This window comes from Lacrimispora sp. YZC11 (assembly GCF_057543815.1).
In genome coordinates this window covers 28820-44694 of the sequence record NZ_BAAJYQ010000018.1, presented here as the reverse complement: position 1 = coordinate 44694, position 15875 = coordinate 28820, and the positions used below count along the sequence as shown (strand labels likewise).

Here is a 15875-nt window from a genome sequence, read left to right as displayed (position 1 = left end):
AAACGAAGGAGAATAACAACTATGGTCAAATCAATGTTTGCCGGTGTGGCAGGTCTTAGAACCCATCAGGCCAAAATGGATGTTATCGGTAATAATATAGCTAACGTAAACACATGGGGATTTAAAGCGGGCAGCATGTCCTTTAAAGATACCATGTACCAGAACACCTCATCTGGTTCAAAAGGCAGTACAGCTGCCGGCGGCTATGGAGGAACGAATGCCAATCAGATAGGATATGGCGTAACTACAGGAAGCATTACCTATGATTTCTCTATGGGAAGTCCGTCACCTTCCTCCAGAGGCCTTGACTGCTATATTGACGGTACAGGGTTTTATATTGTAGGTCCTATGGTTGGGGACGGAGAGGGCTTTTCCCTGGAGGATTCAGATGTCATTTCCTCTAAGGGCCTTAGTCTTTCCAGAGTAGGAAAGTTTAATGTAGATAATCAGGGATATCTGGTTGATGATTCAGGAAATTATATATATGGATTTTCAAATACCAGCGGGGATTATTCCAGCGGAGATACCTTTGATACCACTTCATTAAAACCGCTGAGGATTCCCATGGAATCAGATATGGCGGCTATAGGAAATAAGAAGGCAGGGACTCGGGTAGAAGAAGCCAGAAAAGCTCTTGAGGAAGCCAGAGCAAATTTAAGTAAACTGAATTTGGATATGGGAAAAGCAAGAGAAGAATATATTGCGGCAGATAAGGCCTATGGGGATAAAAGTACTTCACTGGATATTAAAACATTAACTACAAATCGTGATGATGCAAAGACAGCCATGGAAAAGGCCTATGCGGAATGGCTGGATGGCAAAAATGATCCGGCACATGCTGATGATTTGAAGAACACTTATGACACAGCGAGAACGGCTTATGAGAAAACAGTATATAAGTTGATTGAAGGCCAGGCAGGACTTCGCGCGCCGAAGGCACTGGCGGATAATGCTTCAAAGATGCCTGGCGTCTGGGATGCCTATGAAGCAGCTCTTACTACTTATAACGCCAGCGGTACAACAACAGATAAGGAAGCATTGGATACGGCGAGGAAAGCGTTGGATGATCTTCAGGCGGCTTTAAGCAAAATCGAACCTGATTCTCTGGAAGGCAAACGGGACACCGCCAACCAGGCCGCAAAGAAAGCCGAAGCCATGGTGAAAGCAGCCGAAAATGAGGTAACAAAAGCCGAAAATAGTCTGGTAACAGCTCAGAAAGATTCTACGAGCACGGAAGTAGGCAATGCCGATGCAGGCGAAGGGCTTGCCAAGCTGACCAACTATACAATCCAGCAAGATGGTACCTTGACCGGCACTTCCGATTCCGACGTTACAGTTATCATCGGCAAGATTGCTTTAGCCGGTGTCCAGAATGTCAATGGTCTGGAAAAGACCTCGGGCTATTACTATGTCCCAGGCGGTAATGCTGGTAACATAAGCATTTATGAAGCCGGAGGCACCCAGGGCCGGATCATGTCAAATTATCTGGAAATGGCAAAGGTAGACCTTGCGACTGAGATGACAGATATGATCACTACACAAAGAGGATTCCAGGCCAACTCAAAAATCATTACAGTTACGGATCAGATGCTGGAAGAACTGGTTAATATTAAGCGGTAATTAGCTTGTGCAGATTCGGGGAGGCGGTGACTGCCGCTTCCCCTAATGAGAGGAGTTGAGCCATGATTCGTCTTACAAGGCTGAATGATGAGGAATTTGTAATCAATTGTAATCAGATTGAGCGGGTTGAAACAATACCGGAGTCCAATGTTATAATGGCTAATGGAAAACATTATGTGGTAAAAGAAAGTGTTGATGAGATCATTGACCGGGTGATTGAATTCCAAGCCCAAATATATGCGCGTGCGCAGAAAAAGAACGTTTAATCCAGGTACTGCCTGGAATATAGGAGGTTACTTATGGATGTATCATTGATCGTTGGCTGGGTGCTGGGAATCATATTGATTGTCTACGGAATCGGCGCTGAGAAGCTGATAAATTTCTTGGACATGCCCAGTGTTATCATTGTAGTCGGAGGTACGGCGGCAGCGTTGATAGCCAGCTTTCCATTTAAAACCCTGGCGCAGATTCCAAAACACATCGGAATAATGATCAGCTCCAATCGGTACAATTCGGAAGCCGTTATTCATACCCTGGTGGATATGGCGAAAACGGCAAGAAAAAAGGGGCTTTTGGTTCTGGAAGAGCAGGCTGCTGCCATTAAGGATCCTTTTCTAAAACAGAGCGTAATGCTGATTGTAGACGCCATGGATGCGGAAAAGATCAGAGAGATGCTGGAAAGTGAAGTTGCAGCCATGATGGACCGCCACGAGCAGGATGTCAGTATCTATGATAGGGGGTCAGGAGTGGCTCCGGCCTTCGGAATGATTGGCACGCTGGTAGGATTGGTTAACATGCTAAAAGGTATGGATATGTCGGGAAACGGATCGAACAGCCTTGGGGCTGACATGTCTGTGGCATTGATCACCACCTTTTACGGTTGTATTCTGGCGCATCTGCTGTTCAATCCTATGGGCAAGAAGCTGCGTATCCGGAATGAGGAAGAAGTTTTGTATAAGCAGATTATTATTGAAGGTGTTTTGTCTATTCAGGCGGGAGATAACCCTAAGTATCTGGAGGAAAAGCTGTTATCTTACCTGTCTCAGAAGCAGCAGGGAAAGATTACAAAGAAAAAACCAGAAGAAGGAAGCGTAAATCCTGAATAATCGGATTGCAAAAGGGGAGCACTTTAAGGGCATACCTTGATGCCAAAAGAACATGGGTAGGAAAGAGGAAAACAGGTGGTTGTATGATAAAGAGAAATAAGCAGCCGGAAGAAATTGGAAGCTGGATGGATACATATGGGGACATGGTTACATTGCTGCTGTGTTTCTTTGTACTTTTGTATTCCATGTCCTCCATGGATCAAAGCAAATGGAAGAAACTGGTACAGAGCTTTAATCCCAGTGCTCTGGAAAGCATAGAGTCCAAAGCCAATGAAAGCGAGGGGGAATTCCGTGGAGACCCGACAAAAGAAGAGGTCACGGATTTTGATGCACTGTATACGGCTCTGAAACAGGTAGTTGAAGAGAGAGGAATGCAGGAATCCGTAGAAATTACCCGCGGAGACGGTTTCACTTTTATTTCATTCCGCGACAAAGTATTTTTTGACGGGGATAGTTCTGTGCTCCGGCAGGAAGGCAAGGACATCCTTGAGCAGTTTGCCGCCGCTATGACGCAGGTGGATTCTTCCATAAAAGAAGTGCAGGTATTGGGGCACACCTCCCAGGGAGACCCAAACAGGCCCAATAATGTCCGCAATGACAGGATGCTTTCCGCTCAGCGTTCCGCTGAGGTTGTTATCTTTCTCCAAAGCAGACATGCTGTTTCACCGGAAAAACTGGTGGGCACCAGCTATGGCCAGTTCCGTCCCGTTGCGCCTTTTGATACGGAAGATGGGAGGGCGCAGAACCGCCGCGTGGAAATATTGATAACCAAGAATGATACGGTAGAAAAATCCCTGGAAGAGTATTACAACCAGATATATCAGGATTATCAGAACGTGCCGGGTAATTAAAAAATGAAGCGGGAGTGAAACAAATGGCTGAAGTATTATCCCAAAATCAAATTGATGCGCTGCTCAATTCCCTGCAGGGAACAGATGAGCTGAGCCAGGAGATTGAAAAAAAAGAAGATGAATTAAAATATAGGAAATATGATTTTTACAGTCCTAAAAAATTTACGAAGGACAGGCTTAAAGTTTTAGGCAGTATATTCGACAATTATTCCAGAATTGCAGGTTCCCAGATCAACAGCCTGTTTAGGACTTCCAGCGAACTGTCAGTTGTTACGGTAGAGGAGCAGCGGTATTATGAATTCAGTAACGCCCTCAGCGATAATGATGTCCTTACCCTTGTCAATGTGTCTTTGCCGGATCATTCCAAGAATCCGCCGCTTTTGATCAATACAAGTATGCCATTAATGCTTAGTTTAATCGACCGCATGCTTGGAGGCGTGGGGAAGGAAACCAATGTTGGCCTGTCCTATGCCTATACGGAAATTGAGATGGCCCTGTACCGCAGAGTGATCCAATATGTGATAGGACCATTAAAGGATTCCTGGTCAAGTTATATTAATCTGAATTTTGAACTGGACAGGCTGGAGGAAAATCCCGGCATGTTTCAGGAAATCGGTGTGGATGAAACCATAGTAATTGTCGTCATTGATGTGGAAATGGAAGGCTGCTCTGGAAGACTCAGTCTCTGCATTCCGGGAAATCTCCTTATGAATACATTCAGCATTATAGATAAGCGGAGAGCCAGTGCCATGGGAGATGAAGAGAACAGCCAGGATACGAAGCTTGAAATCTTAAACAACATCAGGGCCTCTGACTTAATGATCCGTGCTAAGGTTGGAGAATCTGCCATTACTCTTGATGATGTTTATAATCTTCATGTGGGAGATGTCATCAACTTAGGAACGCCTAAGGAATCCGACATCAAACTGTATGTGGAAGACCAGCCATGGTTTAAGGGACAGTTAGGTGTTCACAAAAGAAATACGGCGGTACGTATTGAAGGTCTTGTAGAAGAAGGAAATAACCAGGCCGGTGAAAGCTGAGTCAGGGATTATATAAAGAATTAAGGATAATAAAGGAGATGCAAAAAAATGGCGAAAATATTATTGGTAGATGATGCGGCATTTATGAGAATGATGATTAAGGATACGTTGTCAAAAAATGGATATACCGATTTATACGAGGCGTCTGACGGAGCTCAGGCTGTGCAGATGTTTTCTGAAATCACACCGGATCTTGTAATCATGGACATTACAATGCCTAACATGGATGGTCTGGAAGCATTAAAATTGATAAAGGCGAAATCCCCGGATGCAGCGGTTGTTATGTGCTCTGCCATGGGACAGGAGAGCATGGTAATCGAAGCGATCAAATCAGGTGCTAAAGATTTTATTGTAAAGCCCTTTAAACCGGACAGAATTCTTAAAACTGTCACAGGCATTATCGGTTAGTTATACCGTAGAGGAGGGGACAAATGTCATTTTTAAGTTCCATGAACATTAGTGCGTCGGCAATGACCGCCCAGCGTCTTCGGTTGGATGTTGCATCGGAGAACATTGCGAATATTGATACGACGAGGACAGAAGCAGGTGGGCCTTACCAGAGAAAAATGGTGGTGCTTGAATCCAGGAATGAGAATAACTTCCGAAAAATTATGATGAATGCAGCCGGCATAAGCAGGCAGCAGAGCACAGGAGGTGTCAGAGTTTCACAGATAGTGGAAGACACCAGTCCCTTAAAGTCCGTTTACAATCCGGAACATCCGGATGCGGATGAAAACGGCTATGTGCAGATGCCTAATGTGGATTTGCTAAAAGAAACAGTAGACAGTATGTCTGCATACCGGTCCTATGAGGCCAACATAACAGCATTTAATGCCATAAAGATGATGGCCTCCAAGGCATTGGAAATTGGAAAGTAAGGCGTGACTTGGCATAGAGGGCTAATGAGTATAAAGGGAGAAAAGTTGTATGGATTCAAAGAATTTTAGCGCATTTGAAATTGATGCCATAGGTGAAATACTGAATATAAGCCTTGGTGCCTCGGCCACTGCAGTATCTACCATGCTCAATGCCAGAGTTGATATTACCACACCGATAGTAAGGGTATTATCAAAGGAAGAATTTGAAATTTCAAACCTGGAACCGGCAGTAGGGGTGGAGATTACATATATTGCAGGACTTAGCGGAAGCAATCTTATGCTTTTAAAGAGGCATGATGTAAAAGTGATTGTGGATATGCTCATGGGCATGGAAACGCCGGAGGAAGAATTTGAATTAAATGAACTGAATATCAGTGCCATCTGTGAAGTTATGAATCAGATGATGGGGGCCTCTGCCACGGCACTGTCCGAATTTTTAGGCAAGGTCGTTAATATTTCGACGCCCAGTTCTTTTGAGATCGGTGATGTGGAGGATTTCAAAGAAAAATATTATAACACTGAAGAATTCATGGTGGTGGTCGGGTTTACCTTAAAAATTGCGGACCAGTTGGAAAGTGAATTTATTAACGTAATGTCTCTTGATCTTGCAAAGGATCTGGTTAGGGGATTTTTGCCCGAGGATATGCTGGAACCGATTCCGGAGCCTGAACCTGAACCAATCCCGGAACCGATACAAATTCCGGAACCAGTCATAGAGACGAAAACGGAATTAAGGGAGCCGGCTTCAGGCGGAGTCTTATCTCAGGAAGAGATTGAAAAGCTGTTGTCAGGCAGCTTTGGAGGCGAAGAGCCGATAAATGCTGTACAGCCTGCCGACAGGGAGACGGCTGGAGGAAGTCATGAAATACCTCAGACGACAGGAGATAACCAGATGGCAGTACAGCAGATGATGGATCAGATACAGAAGCAGCAGCAGATGATGAGTCAAATGCAACAGATGATATCGCAGCTGCAAAGCGAACAGCAAAATATGAAAAAAACAGGATCTCCGGAACCTAAAACCATAAATGTGAAACCTATCCCCCAAAACAGCTTAAGAGACGGGGGCAATGGATTTGAGGAGCAGGAAGAAAACCGGGAACTGATTATGGGAGTGCCTCTTGAGGTGTCTGTTGAAATCGGCAGAACCAGAAAGCTGGTAAAGGAAATTCTTGAATTCACCAAAGGGTCTCTTGTTATCCTTGATAAGCTGGCAGGAGAGCAGGTTGATTTATATGTAAATGGCCGCTGCATTGCGAAAGGCGATGTTGTGGTTGTAGATGACAATTTTGGCATCCGTATTACAGAGATTACTAAAAAGAGCGGAGAATAGAGAGGAAGTGGCTGCATTTGAATAGCGTGATTAGTCTGTTATCAGCGCTGCTCCTTACCGTTGTAATCCTATATTTGAGCTATGTATTTACCAGAAGCCTTGGAAAAGGAATTGGGCTGAAGCGGGGAGGAACCTGTATGCAGATGTTGGACAGGCTTCCCCTGGGACAGGATAAAGCAATTGCAATCGTCCGTGCAGGGAGTCACTATTATCTTATCGGCATTGCTTCTTCTCAGATAACTCTTCTTTCTGAACTTTCGGAAGAGGACATACCAGAGGGAGTTTCAGCTCAGACCCCATTTACAGGGGCAGAAGGGTATGAAAGCTTTAAAAAACTGTTAAAAAAATATACAGACAGACACAGGGATGATGTGTAAGGAGGAACCATGAATACAGATGCCTTGATTAATATTAATGGCGGCCGGGTGCCGACTCTGGAGATTTTCCTCATTTTGACCATCATTTCCCTGCTGCCATCGATCCTGGTGATGATGACTTCCTTCACAAGGATTATCATTGTTTTATCTTTTACCAGAAATGCCTTGGGCGTTCAGCAGAGCCCTCCGAATATGGTTCTGGTTGGAATTGCATTATTTCTGACACTGTTCATTATGGACCCGGTGTTAAAGGATGTGAATACCAATGCTTACCAGCCTTACATCAGGGAGGAGATAAACCAGAAAGAGGCACTTAACCGGGCGACGGTTCCCATGAAACGGTTTATGCTCAAGCAGACGAAGACGGACACACTGGATCTGTTTATCGATTTGTCCAAAACCGACAAACCGGAGAACGTTGAGGATCTTCCTATGACCGTAGTGATTCCGTCATTTATGACCTCAGAGCTGGAGCGGGCTTTTACGGCTGGATTTATGATTTTTCTGCCGTTTTTACTGGTAGATATTATTGTGTCCAGTACCTTGATGTCCATGGGTATGGTCATGCTTCCGCCGGCTATGATTTCGCTTCCATTTAAATTACTGTTGTTTGTAACGGTTAATGGATGGGAGCTGCTGTTTTCTAATTTGGTTAACAGCTTCCATTACTGACAGGATTCTTTCAATCCTGAATTTTCGAACAGCGTGCCCCGCTTTATCGGGCATCAACTGGATATGCAAGCATATCCGCTTGATTCATTAGGAGGCAGAATATGACGGATGTTGCAGTGAACAGCCTAATGTATGAGTTATTTGGGCTGGTGGTCAAGCTGGCCGGTCCAGCGCTTATTGTCAGTATGATCATCGGTATCATTATTTCCATTGTGCAGGCAGCGACCCAGATCCATGAACAAACGATTACCTTTGTTCCAAAGCTGATCGTTATAGGCCTGATACTTTTGATCATGGGTGATCATATGATGACCACTCTCAGTGATTTTACTATCAATATTTTTAATACCATGCTGAAATGAGAGGGACATGAAACACCTAAAGTGTCTCATGATGTCCGAGAGACATGGCCAAAGAAGAGGAAAGGAAGATTTAGATGCCGGAAATAGGACAGGTGATGCTGTTTTCTCTTATTTTTATGAGAATGTCAGGTTTTATTCTTTTAAACCCCATTTGGGGCAGAAAAAATATTCCTGCACAGGTCAAGGGCGGCATGATCATGGTATTTACGCTGCTTATTTATTCTTTTTCCTCAGCTCAGGTGCCGGAGCCTGTGAATTCCATTGAATTTGCAGTGCTTCTTCTAAAAGAGTTTGCCGTTGGTTTTTCCATTGGCTTTGTTATGGAATTATTCCTTATGGTCATTACTTTTGCAGGGTCAGTCATGGATTTTCAAATGGGTTTGTCCATGGCAATGATTTATGACCCCCAGACCAACGCTCAGATTGCTCTTACAGGAACGCTTTATCAGGCGTATTTTATACTGTTGTTCTTTGCGGTGAATGGCCATCTGGCACTGTTTAAGCTTCTTATAAAGTCGGCAGAAATGGTTCCTTACGGACAGGTTGCTTTGGGAAGCCGTGCGGCGTGGGCAATGATGGAAATTTTTATCCAATGCATCGCTATGGCTGTTAAGTTTGCATTTCCTATCATTGCAATTGAGTTTTTAACGGAGATTGCAGTCGGGGTTTTAATGAAAATAATTCCTCAGATCAATGTGTTTGTTGTGAACATACAGGCAAAGATCGTAATTGGTTTCATTATGCTGATTTTTCTGTTTTCTCCTATGACGGATTATGTAAGCGGTGTGATAAGCCAGATGCTTTTAACAGTTCAGGATATAATCAGACTTTTATAAATGCAAAGGATGTGATGAACGGCAATGCAAGATCCTTCAAAAACCGAAAAGGCCTCACCGAAAAAGCGGCGGGATGAACGAAAAAAGGGTCATGTTGCCATCAGTAAGGATGTAGTTATGATAGCTTCCTTACTTGGAACCTTCGTGCTGCTGAAAATGTTATTTCCTTTTATGTACCGGACCATGCGGGATTATATGATAAAATATTTGAGCATGGCTCCCGGGGTGGAGAATTTATCTGATTATTCCGCCGGAATTTTTGTAGATACAGCGTGGGCGGTTTTAAAAGCGGCTCTCCCCATTCTTTTGGCAGGTATTGTACTGGCGGTACTGGGAACTGGAGTGCAAACAAGATTTTTGTTTACAAAAAGCAATTTAGCACCTAAGTTTAGCCGGCTCAATCCATTCCAAGGGATAAAAAATATAATTTCTATGAAAAGCCTGATAGAACTTTTGAAAAACCTGCTGAAGATTACCATACTGGGAACAATCCTGTTCCAGATCATAAAAGGGGATTTAACGCCAATTGCAAGAACCATTGATATGGACTTAAATGATTCTGCCGTGTATGTGCTGAATGCCATTATGGATATGGTTTTCAGAGTTTCTCTTATATTTCTGGCCGTTGCCGGTTTTGACTTCTTTTATCAGCGGTGGGATTATGAACGTCAGATTAGAATGTCAAAGCAGGATCAAAAAGAGGAATTTAAGCAGACAGAAGGAAATCCTGAGATTAAGGGGCGTATCCGCAGCCTACAAAGAGAGAGGGCCCGTTCCAGGATGATGCAGTCGGTCCCTGAAGCGGATGTAATCATACGTAACCCCACCCATTTTGCGGTGGCTCTGCGCTATGACATAGAGAAGGATAATGCTCCCGTTCTGGTGGCCAAGGGCCAGGATGAACTGGCCTTGAGGATTGTGGCTATAGGCGAGGAACATGGGGTATATGTGATTGAAAATAAACCTTTGGCAAGAGGCATTTTTGCCGCCACCCAGGTAGGAGCCGAGATTCCTTCGGAATACTATGGTATGGTCGCTGAAATCCTGGTATATGTATACCGCATGAATAACAAGATCATAGAATAAAGAAAAACAGCAGAGAAACTGAAAGAAATGGTGTAAAAGAATGAAGACATTACTGAAAAATTCTGTAGTAGTATTTGTCATTTTGATCGTACTTCTATTGATTATTCCATTGCCTCCGTTTTTTGTGGACGTAATGATTATTATAAATATTTCTCTTTCCATGATTATCCTGCTGATAACCATGAACATAAAAGAGCCTTTGGAATTTTCCATCTTTCCGGCCCTGCTTTTGGTGACCACCCTGCTGCGTCTGGGATTGAATGTGTCTTCCACGAGAAATATTTTGTCCAATCAGGGGTCCTCGGGACAGGTAATCAAAGCCTTCGGTGATTTCGTTTTACAGGGAAATGTTGTTGTTGGTTTTATCATATTCCTTATTATCGTTCTGGTAAACTTCCTGGTTATTACAAAGGGAACGGAACGTGTATCAGAAGTTGCGGCCAGGTTTACCTTAGACGCCATGCCCGGTAAGCAGATGGCCATTGACGCGGATTTAAGCTCCGGCCTGATCAATGAGCAGGAAGCAAAGCTGAGACGGTATAAGGTTCAGAAGGAAGCGGATTTCTACGGTGCTATGGATGGTGCCACGAAGTTTGTAAAGGGAGATGCCATCATGTCCCTGATCACCACCGCCATTAACTTTATTGGAGGCGCCATTATCGGTATGGTGCAGTCAAATCTGGAGTTTGGCCAGGTGATGTCCATATATACCATTGCTACGGTTGGTGATGGTCTTGTTTCCCAGGTTCCGGCTCTTCTGATCGCTACAGCTACCGGTATGGTGGTGACCAGAGCCGTATCGGAAGGCACCTTAAATGACGACGTATCCAGCCAGTTCATGGCCCAGCCCAGGGCTATTATGCTCACTGGTTTTGTTATGATCGTGTTAATGCTGGTGCCTGGAATGCCTAAGATTCAGTTGGCAGCTATGGCAGCGGTGCTTATTATATCCGGATATCAGTTAGGACATAAGGTTCGTCTGTCAGCCTCCGGCCTTCCGGAAACGGCGGCAGCCATGGCCGCGCCCGAAGAAGCGGCACAGGGGGCTTCCGATGAAGAGTCCTACTACCGGGATGTGAACAATGTTTACGCTCTTATTAACGTAGAACCTATTGAAATGGAATTTGGCTATAGTTTGATCCCTCTGATCGATGAGAGCAGCGGCGGGAAGATGATCAACCGGATCGTTATTTTCAGAAGACAGTATGCTCAGGACATGGGACTTGTCATTCCCTCTGTCAGGCTCAGAGACAGTTCCAGTTTAAACACTAACCAGTATGTCATAAAGATCAGAGGCGAAGAGGTGTCCAGGGGAGAAATTCTGGTAGATTATTATCTGGCACTGGAACCCCCCTCTATTTCCGGTGAAGTAGACGGAATTGAAACGGTGGAACCGGCTTATGGAATTCCCAGTAAATGGATCAGGCCTGAAAACAAGGAAATGGCGGAAATTTACGGCTATACCGTTATTGATCCACTTTCTGTTATGCTGACCCATTTATCAGAGACCATCAGGCAGCACGCTTATGAGCTGTTAGGACGGCAGGAAGTCATGCAGCTGCTGGAAAATGTGAAGAAACACTCTCCGGAGCTGGTGGACGAACTGTTCCCTAGTCAGTTTACATATGGCAGCATTCAGAAAATTCTCATTAACCTTTTGAAGGAAGGGGTTCCGGTCAAGGATATGGAAACGATTCTGGCAACCATAGCAGATTCTCTTCCGACCACAAGGGATATGGATGTGATTACAGAGAACATCAGAATTGCTTTAAAGAGAACCATAACCAGAATGTTCTGCGAAGGAGGACAGATGAAGGTACTCACCCTGGATGCAGAGCTGGAGAAAAATATTATAGGCAGTATGGCAAAAGGAGAACAGGGCATCTATCTGGCCCTCAGCCCGGATGTGATGCAGTCTGTGATTGGACAAATGGGAGAACAGATGAAGAAATTCTCGGATTTGGAACAGAAGCCGGTGGTTCTTACAAGCCAGGTTGTCAGGCTCTATTTCTACCGGTTGATTGAGCAGTTTTATCCCAATGTATATGTCCTTTCCTTTAATGAGATTGCAAATAATATTCAGATTCAGGCAATCGGGAATATTACCCTTTGACCGGATTTTGTTACAGAAAGGCAGTGTTAGTCGGAATGGAACAGGATTTAAGCCAATATACCAATGAAGATTTATTAATTAAATACAAGCGGACAAAAGACATCAGCGTCAAGCATGAACTGGTGATGCGGTATATAAATATGGTCAGGAACATATCTCTCCAAATGCGGGATGTATATTTAAGCTTTGCACAGGTGGAGGATATTGTTAACGAAGGCGTATTGACGATTATGAGCGGAATCGAAAAGTTTGATCCGGAATTAAACGTAAAGTTTGAAACCTATATTTCCAAGCGGATTCGTGGAATGGTTATTGATATGGCGAGAAAGCAGGACTGGATTCCCAGGAGTGTAAGAAAAAACGCTAAAATGATGGACAATGCGGTCGTAGAATTGTGCAACCGTCTGGGCCGTTTTCCTACCACAAAGGAAACGGCGGATTACATGGACATCACCATGGAAAAATACCAGGAGACTCTTGGCAAGACAAATGTTTACAGCGTCATTTCCCTGGACATGGTTCTGGAGGCAGGAAGTGATGATAAAAAGTCAATGCAGCTTCCCTCAATGAGCGAACATGACCAGCCTGAGAATCATTATCTCCAGAAGGAATTTAAAGAAATTCTGGTTTCCGCTATCAATGATTTAAAAGAAAATGAACAAAAGGTTATCTCATTGTACTATATGGACGAATTAAATATGAGGGAGATTGCACAGATCATGAAGGTCAGTGAGCCAAGAATCTCCCAGATTCATTCCAATGCGCTTCAAAAGCTCAGATTGAATCTGACTAATTTCATAAATGAGTAGTAGGAAGGGAGAAAAGAAATGTTTCAAGGATTCTACAATCTGGCATCAGGAATGCTGTATCAGACCAGGAACTTAAATGTAATCGGAAACAATATGGTCAATAGTGCAACACCGGGGTTTAAACCTGACCGCATGGTCAGCACTACGTTTCGGGATGAAATGCTTTACCGGAGCGGAAATCGTGACAAAAGCAATCCCGTTCAGATTGGGTCCGTATCAATGATACGCGCTTCCAGAAGCACAGTGACCAGCCATAATCAGGGGGCGGTGGAGGAAACCGGAGGAAATCTGGATTTCGCTCTGACAAAACCAGGATTCTTTGCCATTCAGGATTCTGCCGGAAATCAGGTTTATACGAGAAACGGCTCTTTTACGATTGATGAAGATGGATACCTTACTTCACCTTCTAAGGGCAGGGTGATTGGGGAAGATGGAAACCCCATTGAGCTTCCTTCAGACCATATTACGGTGGATCAGTCAGGCAATATTTATGAAATGCCCATAAAAGGACTGAAAAACGGTGAGGACGACGGGAATACGGAGGAACAGGAACCAGTCCTCTTAGGAAAAATCCGCGTTGTGGACTTTGCTGATTACACTCAGCTTGTAAAGGGAGATAACGGAGTCTTTACCACGGCGGCTGCAGGGAATGGAGTGGATGGAGGAATCCAGTGGAAGTCACTGGAGCGGTCCAATATTGACCCCATTGAAGAGATGACTCAGATGATTACCAGCCAAAGGGCAACTCAAAGCGCTGCCCAGGTACTTCGGTTATATGACCAGCTTATGGGCAAGGTATCCAGTGAGATAGGCAGAGTATAAGGGGGAAGAGTAGATGAACCAGTCTTTTTATATTGGAGCTTTGGGAGCCTTAAATCAGCAAACAAAGCTTAATGTGGTATCCAATAATATTGCTAATGTAAATACAACAGGCTTTAAACCTCAATACAGTGTGTTTTCAGATCTGATTTATGCCCAGGCGAGAAGCACTCAGGGCGGCAGTGCGGCGCAGATGGGCAGTGGAACCAGAGTAGATCTTTTAAAGACCGATATGACCGATATGCCTTATAAGGAAACGGGACTTGAGAACGACCACGCCATAGAGGGAGAAGGTTTTTTCATGTTAAAGGACCCGGTTACAGGGGCAATTACCTATTCCAGGGACGGGCATTTTCAGCTTTCCATGATGGGAGACAATTATTATCTGGTGAATTCTTCAGGAAAGAGGGTCTTAAACATGGACCAGCAAGAAATCACCTATCCTGTTAAACCGGCTGTTTATCCCGGATCAGAAGAGGAAATTGAGGAAGAGGAAGAAGAGCTGGAAGAAGATGAGCATGATCCAAAAGCCATAGGTGTGTATAGCTTTGCAAGAAGAGACGGAATTTCCGACATAGGAAATAACGAATACGCTGTAACGGATAAAAACGGAGCTCCCATTCTGCTTGAAAATGCAAAAGTGGTCAAAGGCGCAGAGGAAGTGTCCGGCACGGATTTTGCCAAAGAAATGACCAGAATGATGGAGGCACAGAGAGCTTATTCTTACTCCCTTAAAATGGTGCAGACCTCCGATGAAATTGAAACAACCATAAATTCACTTCGGCAATAGGATAGCTTATCAGGAAGGAGGGTGATATCATGAAGATAACACGATACGATGAAATGAGTGGATTAGGACTGGACTTAATCCGGGAGATAGGCAGCATAGGCACAGGAAATTCGGCCACAGCGCTTTCCTCCATGTTAGGAAAGACTGTGCGCATGACTCTTCCGGATGTGCAGATTCTCGGTTATAATGAAGCCATTAAATTTTTGGGAGACCCGGAAGAAATTGTGGCAGCTATATTGGTAAAGATGTCCGGAGAGATCAACGGGCTGATGCTGTTTGTCCTGAAGCTGGATTTTATCAATCAGGTCTTATCCAGCCTTATGCAGGAGGAAATTGAAGATTATTATCAATTAAATGTTTTGGAAACCTCTGCACTTGAAGAGGTGGGAAATATTATCATATCTTCTTACGTCAATGCAATCTCCTCCCTCAGTGACGTCTCCATTAATTTGTCTGTTCCTGATACAGCGATAAATATGCTGGGGGGAATTTTAAGCGTGCCCATGGTGGAATTTGGCTATCAGACGGATAAAATGATGATGATCAGCGGCCAGTTTATCATAGGGGGCAAGGTGCTCCACAGCGATCTTCTGATGATGCCGGAAATTCAGTCATTGAACTTTTTAATGGAAAAGCTGGGGATTATCAATGGATAAAAATCTGACGGTTGGGATCGCAGACATGAAGTTTGCCAGGCAGGAAGGGATTTTGATCACTTATGCCCTTGGCTCCTGTATTGGGATCAGTTTGTATGATCCAATGATTAAGCTGGGAGCGTTGGTACATATTATGCTTCCGGAGGTATTCGGTTCAGGTGATGGGAATATATTTAAATACGCAGATACCGGACTGGCTGAGACGCTGCGCAAGATAGAGATTATGGGAGCAAGAAAGCCCAGATTGATTGCTAAGATTGCCGGAGGAGCCAAGATGTTTGAATTACAGGGAAACAGTACTCTTGGTAATATCGGCGCCCGTAATATTGTCAGTGTGAAACAGATTCTTCGCTCAGAGGGAATCCGCCTAGTGTCAGAGGATGTGGGAGAGAACTACGCACGGACCATGACTTTTGATGTGAGTACAGGAGGAGTCAGAATCAGGACATACGGTAGGGCGGAAATTGATTTGTAAACATTATGAACCGGAGGAAATATGCCGATATTTTATTAGGCAGATGTTT

General features: G+C 44.2%; 19 protein-coding genes. All 19 read left to right on the top strand.

All coding sequences use genetic code 11. The annotated features are described in order from the left end of the window. The first annotated feature begins 21 nt into the window (after nt 1-21). The 19 genes from AC27IJ_RS20695 to AC27IJ_RS20605 all read left to right on the top strand — a co-directional run bounded on the left by AC27IJ_RS20695 (nt 22) and on the right by AC27IJ_RS20605 (nt 15826). Entirely contained in the window at nt 22-1620 is a 1599-nt protein-coding gene (locus AC27IJ_RS20695; protein ID WP_312447495.1) for a flagellar hook-basal body complex protein, read from the top strand. Nucleotides 1621-1682: 62 nt separating this feature from the next. Further along, complete coding sequence (locus tag AC27IJ_RS20690) at nt 1683-1886, top strand: flagellar FlbD family protein (RefSeq protein ID WP_312447493.1); 204 nt, start codon at nt 1683-1685, stop codon at nt 1884-1886. 33 nt (nt 1887-1919) lie between these two features. Then, nucleotides 1920-2726: a motility protein A gene (locus tag AC27IJ_RS20685; RefSeq protein ID WP_312447491.1), complete on the top strand. Its 807-nt coding sequence runs from the start codon at nt 1920-1922 to the stop codon at nt 2724-2726. 83 nt (nt 2727-2809) lie between these two features. Next, nucleotides 2810-3577 carry an OmpA/MotB family protein gene (locus AC27IJ_RS20680; protein ID WP_312447487.1) on the top strand — a complete coding sequence of 256 codons (768 nt, stop codon included), beginning with the start codon at nt 2810-2812 and terminating at the stop codon, nt 3575-3577. Between the two features lie 23 nt (nt 3578-3600). After that, nucleotides 3601-4620, top strand: coding sequence for a flagellar motor switch protein FliM (locus tag AC27IJ_RS20675; RefSeq protein WP_312447485.1), 1020 nt, complete (start codon nt 3601-3603; stop codon nt 4618-4620). A gap of 48 nt (nt 4621-4668) precedes the next feature. Beyond that, nucleotides 4669-5028 (top strand): response regulator, encoded by a 360-nt coding sequence (locus AC27IJ_RS20670; protein ID WP_054790120.1) that lies wholly within the window; start codon nt 4669-4671, stop codon nt 5026-5028. 23 nt (nt 5029-5051) lie between these two features. Next, complete coding sequence (gene flgC / locus AC27IJ_RS20665) at nt 5052-5498, top strand: flagellar basal body rod protein FlgC (protein WP_312447481.1); 447 nt, start codon at nt 5052-5054, stop codon at nt 5496-5498. 49 nt (nt 5499-5547) lie between these two features. After that, nucleotides 5548-6831, top strand: a complete 1284-nt coding sequence (fliN, locus tag AC27IJ_RS20660) for a flagellar motor switch protein FliN (RefSeq protein WP_312447479.1) — start codon at nt 5548-5550, stop codon at nt 6829-6831. A gap of 26 nt (nt 6832-6857) precedes the next feature. Further along, nucleotides 6858-7208, top strand: a complete 351-nt coding sequence (locus AC27IJ_RS20655; protein ID WP_312447576.1) for a flagellar biosynthetic protein FliO — start codon at nt 6858-6860, stop codon at nt 7206-7208. Between the two features lie 9 nt (nt 7209-7217). Next, nucleotides 7218-7880 carry a flagellar type III secretion system pore protein FliP gene (gene fliP, locus AC27IJ_RS20650; protein ID WP_312447477.1) on the top strand — a complete coding sequence of 221 codons (663 nt, stop codon included), beginning with the start codon at nt 7218-7220 and terminating at the stop codon, nt 7878-7880. A gap of 101 nt (nt 7881-7981) precedes the next feature. After that, nucleotides 7982-8242 carry a flagellar biosynthetic protein FliQ gene (locus tag AC27IJ_RS20645; protein ID WP_054741974.1) on the top strand — a complete coding sequence of 87 codons (261 nt, stop codon included), beginning with the start codon at nt 7982-7984 and terminating at the stop codon, nt 8240-8242. Nucleotides 8243-8316: 74 nt separating this feature from the next. After that, nucleotides 8317-9078, top strand: coding sequence for a flagellar biosynthetic protein FliR (gene fliR, locus AC27IJ_RS20640; RefSeq protein ID WP_312447472.1), 762 nt, complete (start codon nt 8317-8319; stop codon nt 9076-9078). Between the two features lie 24 nt (nt 9079-9102). After that, nucleotides 9103-10164, top strand: a complete 1062-nt coding sequence (gene flhB, locus AC27IJ_RS20635) for a flagellar biosynthesis protein FlhB (RefSeq protein WP_312447470.1) — start codon at nt 9103-9105, stop codon at nt 10162-10164. A gap of 40 nt (nt 10165-10204) precedes the next feature. Then, nucleotides 10205-12277 (top strand): flagellar biosynthesis protein FlhA, encoded by a 2073-nt coding sequence (gene flhA, locus AC27IJ_RS20630; protein ID WP_312447468.1) that lies wholly within the window; start codon nt 10205-10207, stop codon nt 12275-12277. Between the two features lie 35 nt (nt 12278-12312). Continuing rightward, nucleotides 12313-13086 carry a sigma-70 family RNA polymerase sigma factor gene (locus tag AC27IJ_RS20625; RefSeq protein WP_312447465.1) on the top strand — a complete coding sequence of 258 codons (774 nt, stop codon included), beginning with the start codon at nt 12313-12315 and terminating at the stop codon, nt 13084-13086. A gap of 18 nt (nt 13087-13104) precedes the next feature. Then, nucleotides 13105-13908, top strand: coding sequence for a flagellar hook-basal body protein (locus AC27IJ_RS20620; protein ID WP_312447463.1), 804 nt, complete (start codon nt 13105-13107; stop codon nt 13906-13908). A 13-nt stretch (nt 13909-13921) separates the two neighbouring features. Beyond that, entirely contained in the window at nt 13922-14695 is a 774-nt protein-coding gene (locus AC27IJ_RS20615) for a flagellar hook-basal body protein (RefSeq protein WP_312447461.1), read from the top strand. A gap of 29 nt (nt 14696-14724) precedes the next feature. Beyond that, entirely contained in the window at nt 14725-15351 is a 627-nt protein-coding gene (locus tag AC27IJ_RS20610) for a chemotaxis protein CheC (RefSeq protein WP_312447459.1), read from the top strand. Continuing rightward, entirely contained in the window at nt 15344-15826 is a 483-nt protein-coding gene (locus AC27IJ_RS20605; protein WP_312447457.1) for a chemotaxis protein CheD, read from the top strand. Before AC27IJ_RS20610 ends, AC27IJ_RS20605 begins: the two co-directional genes overlap by 8 nt. Nucleotides 15827-15875 lie beyond the last annotated feature (49 nt).

What these genes read in the sequence shown, in the direction of transcription:
- AC27IJ_RS20695 (WP_312447495.1), top strand. Translation starts at nt 22, where the DNA reads ATGGTCAAATCAATGTTTGCCGGTGTGGCAGGTCTTAGAACCCATCAG.
- AC27IJ_RS20690 (WP_312447493.1), top strand. Translation starts at nt 1,683, where the DNA reads ATGATTCGTCTTACAAGGCTGAATGATGAGGAATTTGTAATCAATTGT.
- AC27IJ_RS20685 (WP_312447491.1), top strand. Translation starts at nt 1,920, where the DNA reads ATGGATGTATCATTGATCGTTGGCTGGGTGCTGGGAATCATATTGATT.
- AC27IJ_RS20680 (WP_312447487.1), top strand. Translation starts at nt 2,810, where the DNA reads ATGATAAAGAGAAATAAGCAGCCGGAAGAAATTGGAAGCTGGATGGAT.
- AC27IJ_RS20675 (WP_312447485.1), top strand. Translation starts at nt 3,601, where the DNA reads ATGGCTGAAGTATTATCCCAAAATCAAATTGATGCGCTGCTCAATTCC.
- AC27IJ_RS20670 (WP_054790120.1), top strand. Translation starts at nt 4,669, where the DNA reads ATGGCGAAAATATTATTGGTAGATGATGCGGCATTTATGAGAATGATG.
- flgC (WP_312447481.1), top strand. Translation starts at nt 5,052, where the DNA reads ATGTCATTTTTAAGTTCCATGAACATTAGTGCGTCGGCAATGACCGCC.
- fliN (WP_312447479.1), top strand. Translation starts at nt 5,548, where the DNA reads ATGGATTCAAAGAATTTTAGCGCATTTGAAATTGATGCCATAGGTGAA.
- fliP (WP_312447477.1), top strand. Translation starts at nt 7,218, where the DNA reads ATGAATACAGATGCCTTGATTAATATTAATGGCGGCCGGGTGCCGACT.
- AC27IJ_RS20645 (WP_054741974.1), top strand. Translation starts at nt 7,982, where the DNA reads ATGACGGATGTTGCAGTGAACAGCCTAATGTATGAGTTATTTGGGCTG.
- fliR (WP_312447472.1), top strand. Translation starts at nt 8,317, where the DNA reads ATGCCGGAAATAGGACAGGTGATGCTGTTTTCTCTTATTTTTATGAGA.
- flhB (WP_312447470.1), top strand. Translation starts at nt 9,103, where the DNA reads ATGCAAGATCCTTCAAAAACCGAAAAGGCCTCACCGAAAAAGCGGCGG.
- flhA (WP_312447468.1), top strand. Translation starts at nt 10,205, where the DNA reads ATGAAGACATTACTGAAAAATTCTGTAGTAGTATTTGTCATTTTGATC.
- AC27IJ_RS20625 (WP_312447465.1), top strand. Translation starts at nt 12,313, where the DNA reads ATGGAACAGGATTTAAGCCAATATACCAATGAAGATTTATTAATTAAA.
- AC27IJ_RS20620 (WP_312447463.1), top strand. Translation starts at nt 13,105, where the DNA reads ATGTTTCAAGGATTCTACAATCTGGCATCAGGAATGCTGTATCAGACC.
- AC27IJ_RS20615 (WP_312447461.1), top strand. Translation starts at nt 13,922, where the DNA reads ATGAACCAGTCTTTTTATATTGGAGCTTTGGGAGCCTTAAATCAGCAA.
- AC27IJ_RS20610 (WP_312447459.1), top strand. Translation starts at nt 14,725, where the DNA reads ATGAAGATAACACGATACGATGAAATGAGTGGATTAGGACTGGACTTA.
- AC27IJ_RS20605 (WP_312447457.1), top strand. Translation starts at nt 15,344, where the DNA reads ATGGATAAAAATCTGACGGTTGGGATCGCAGACATGAAGTTTGCCAGG.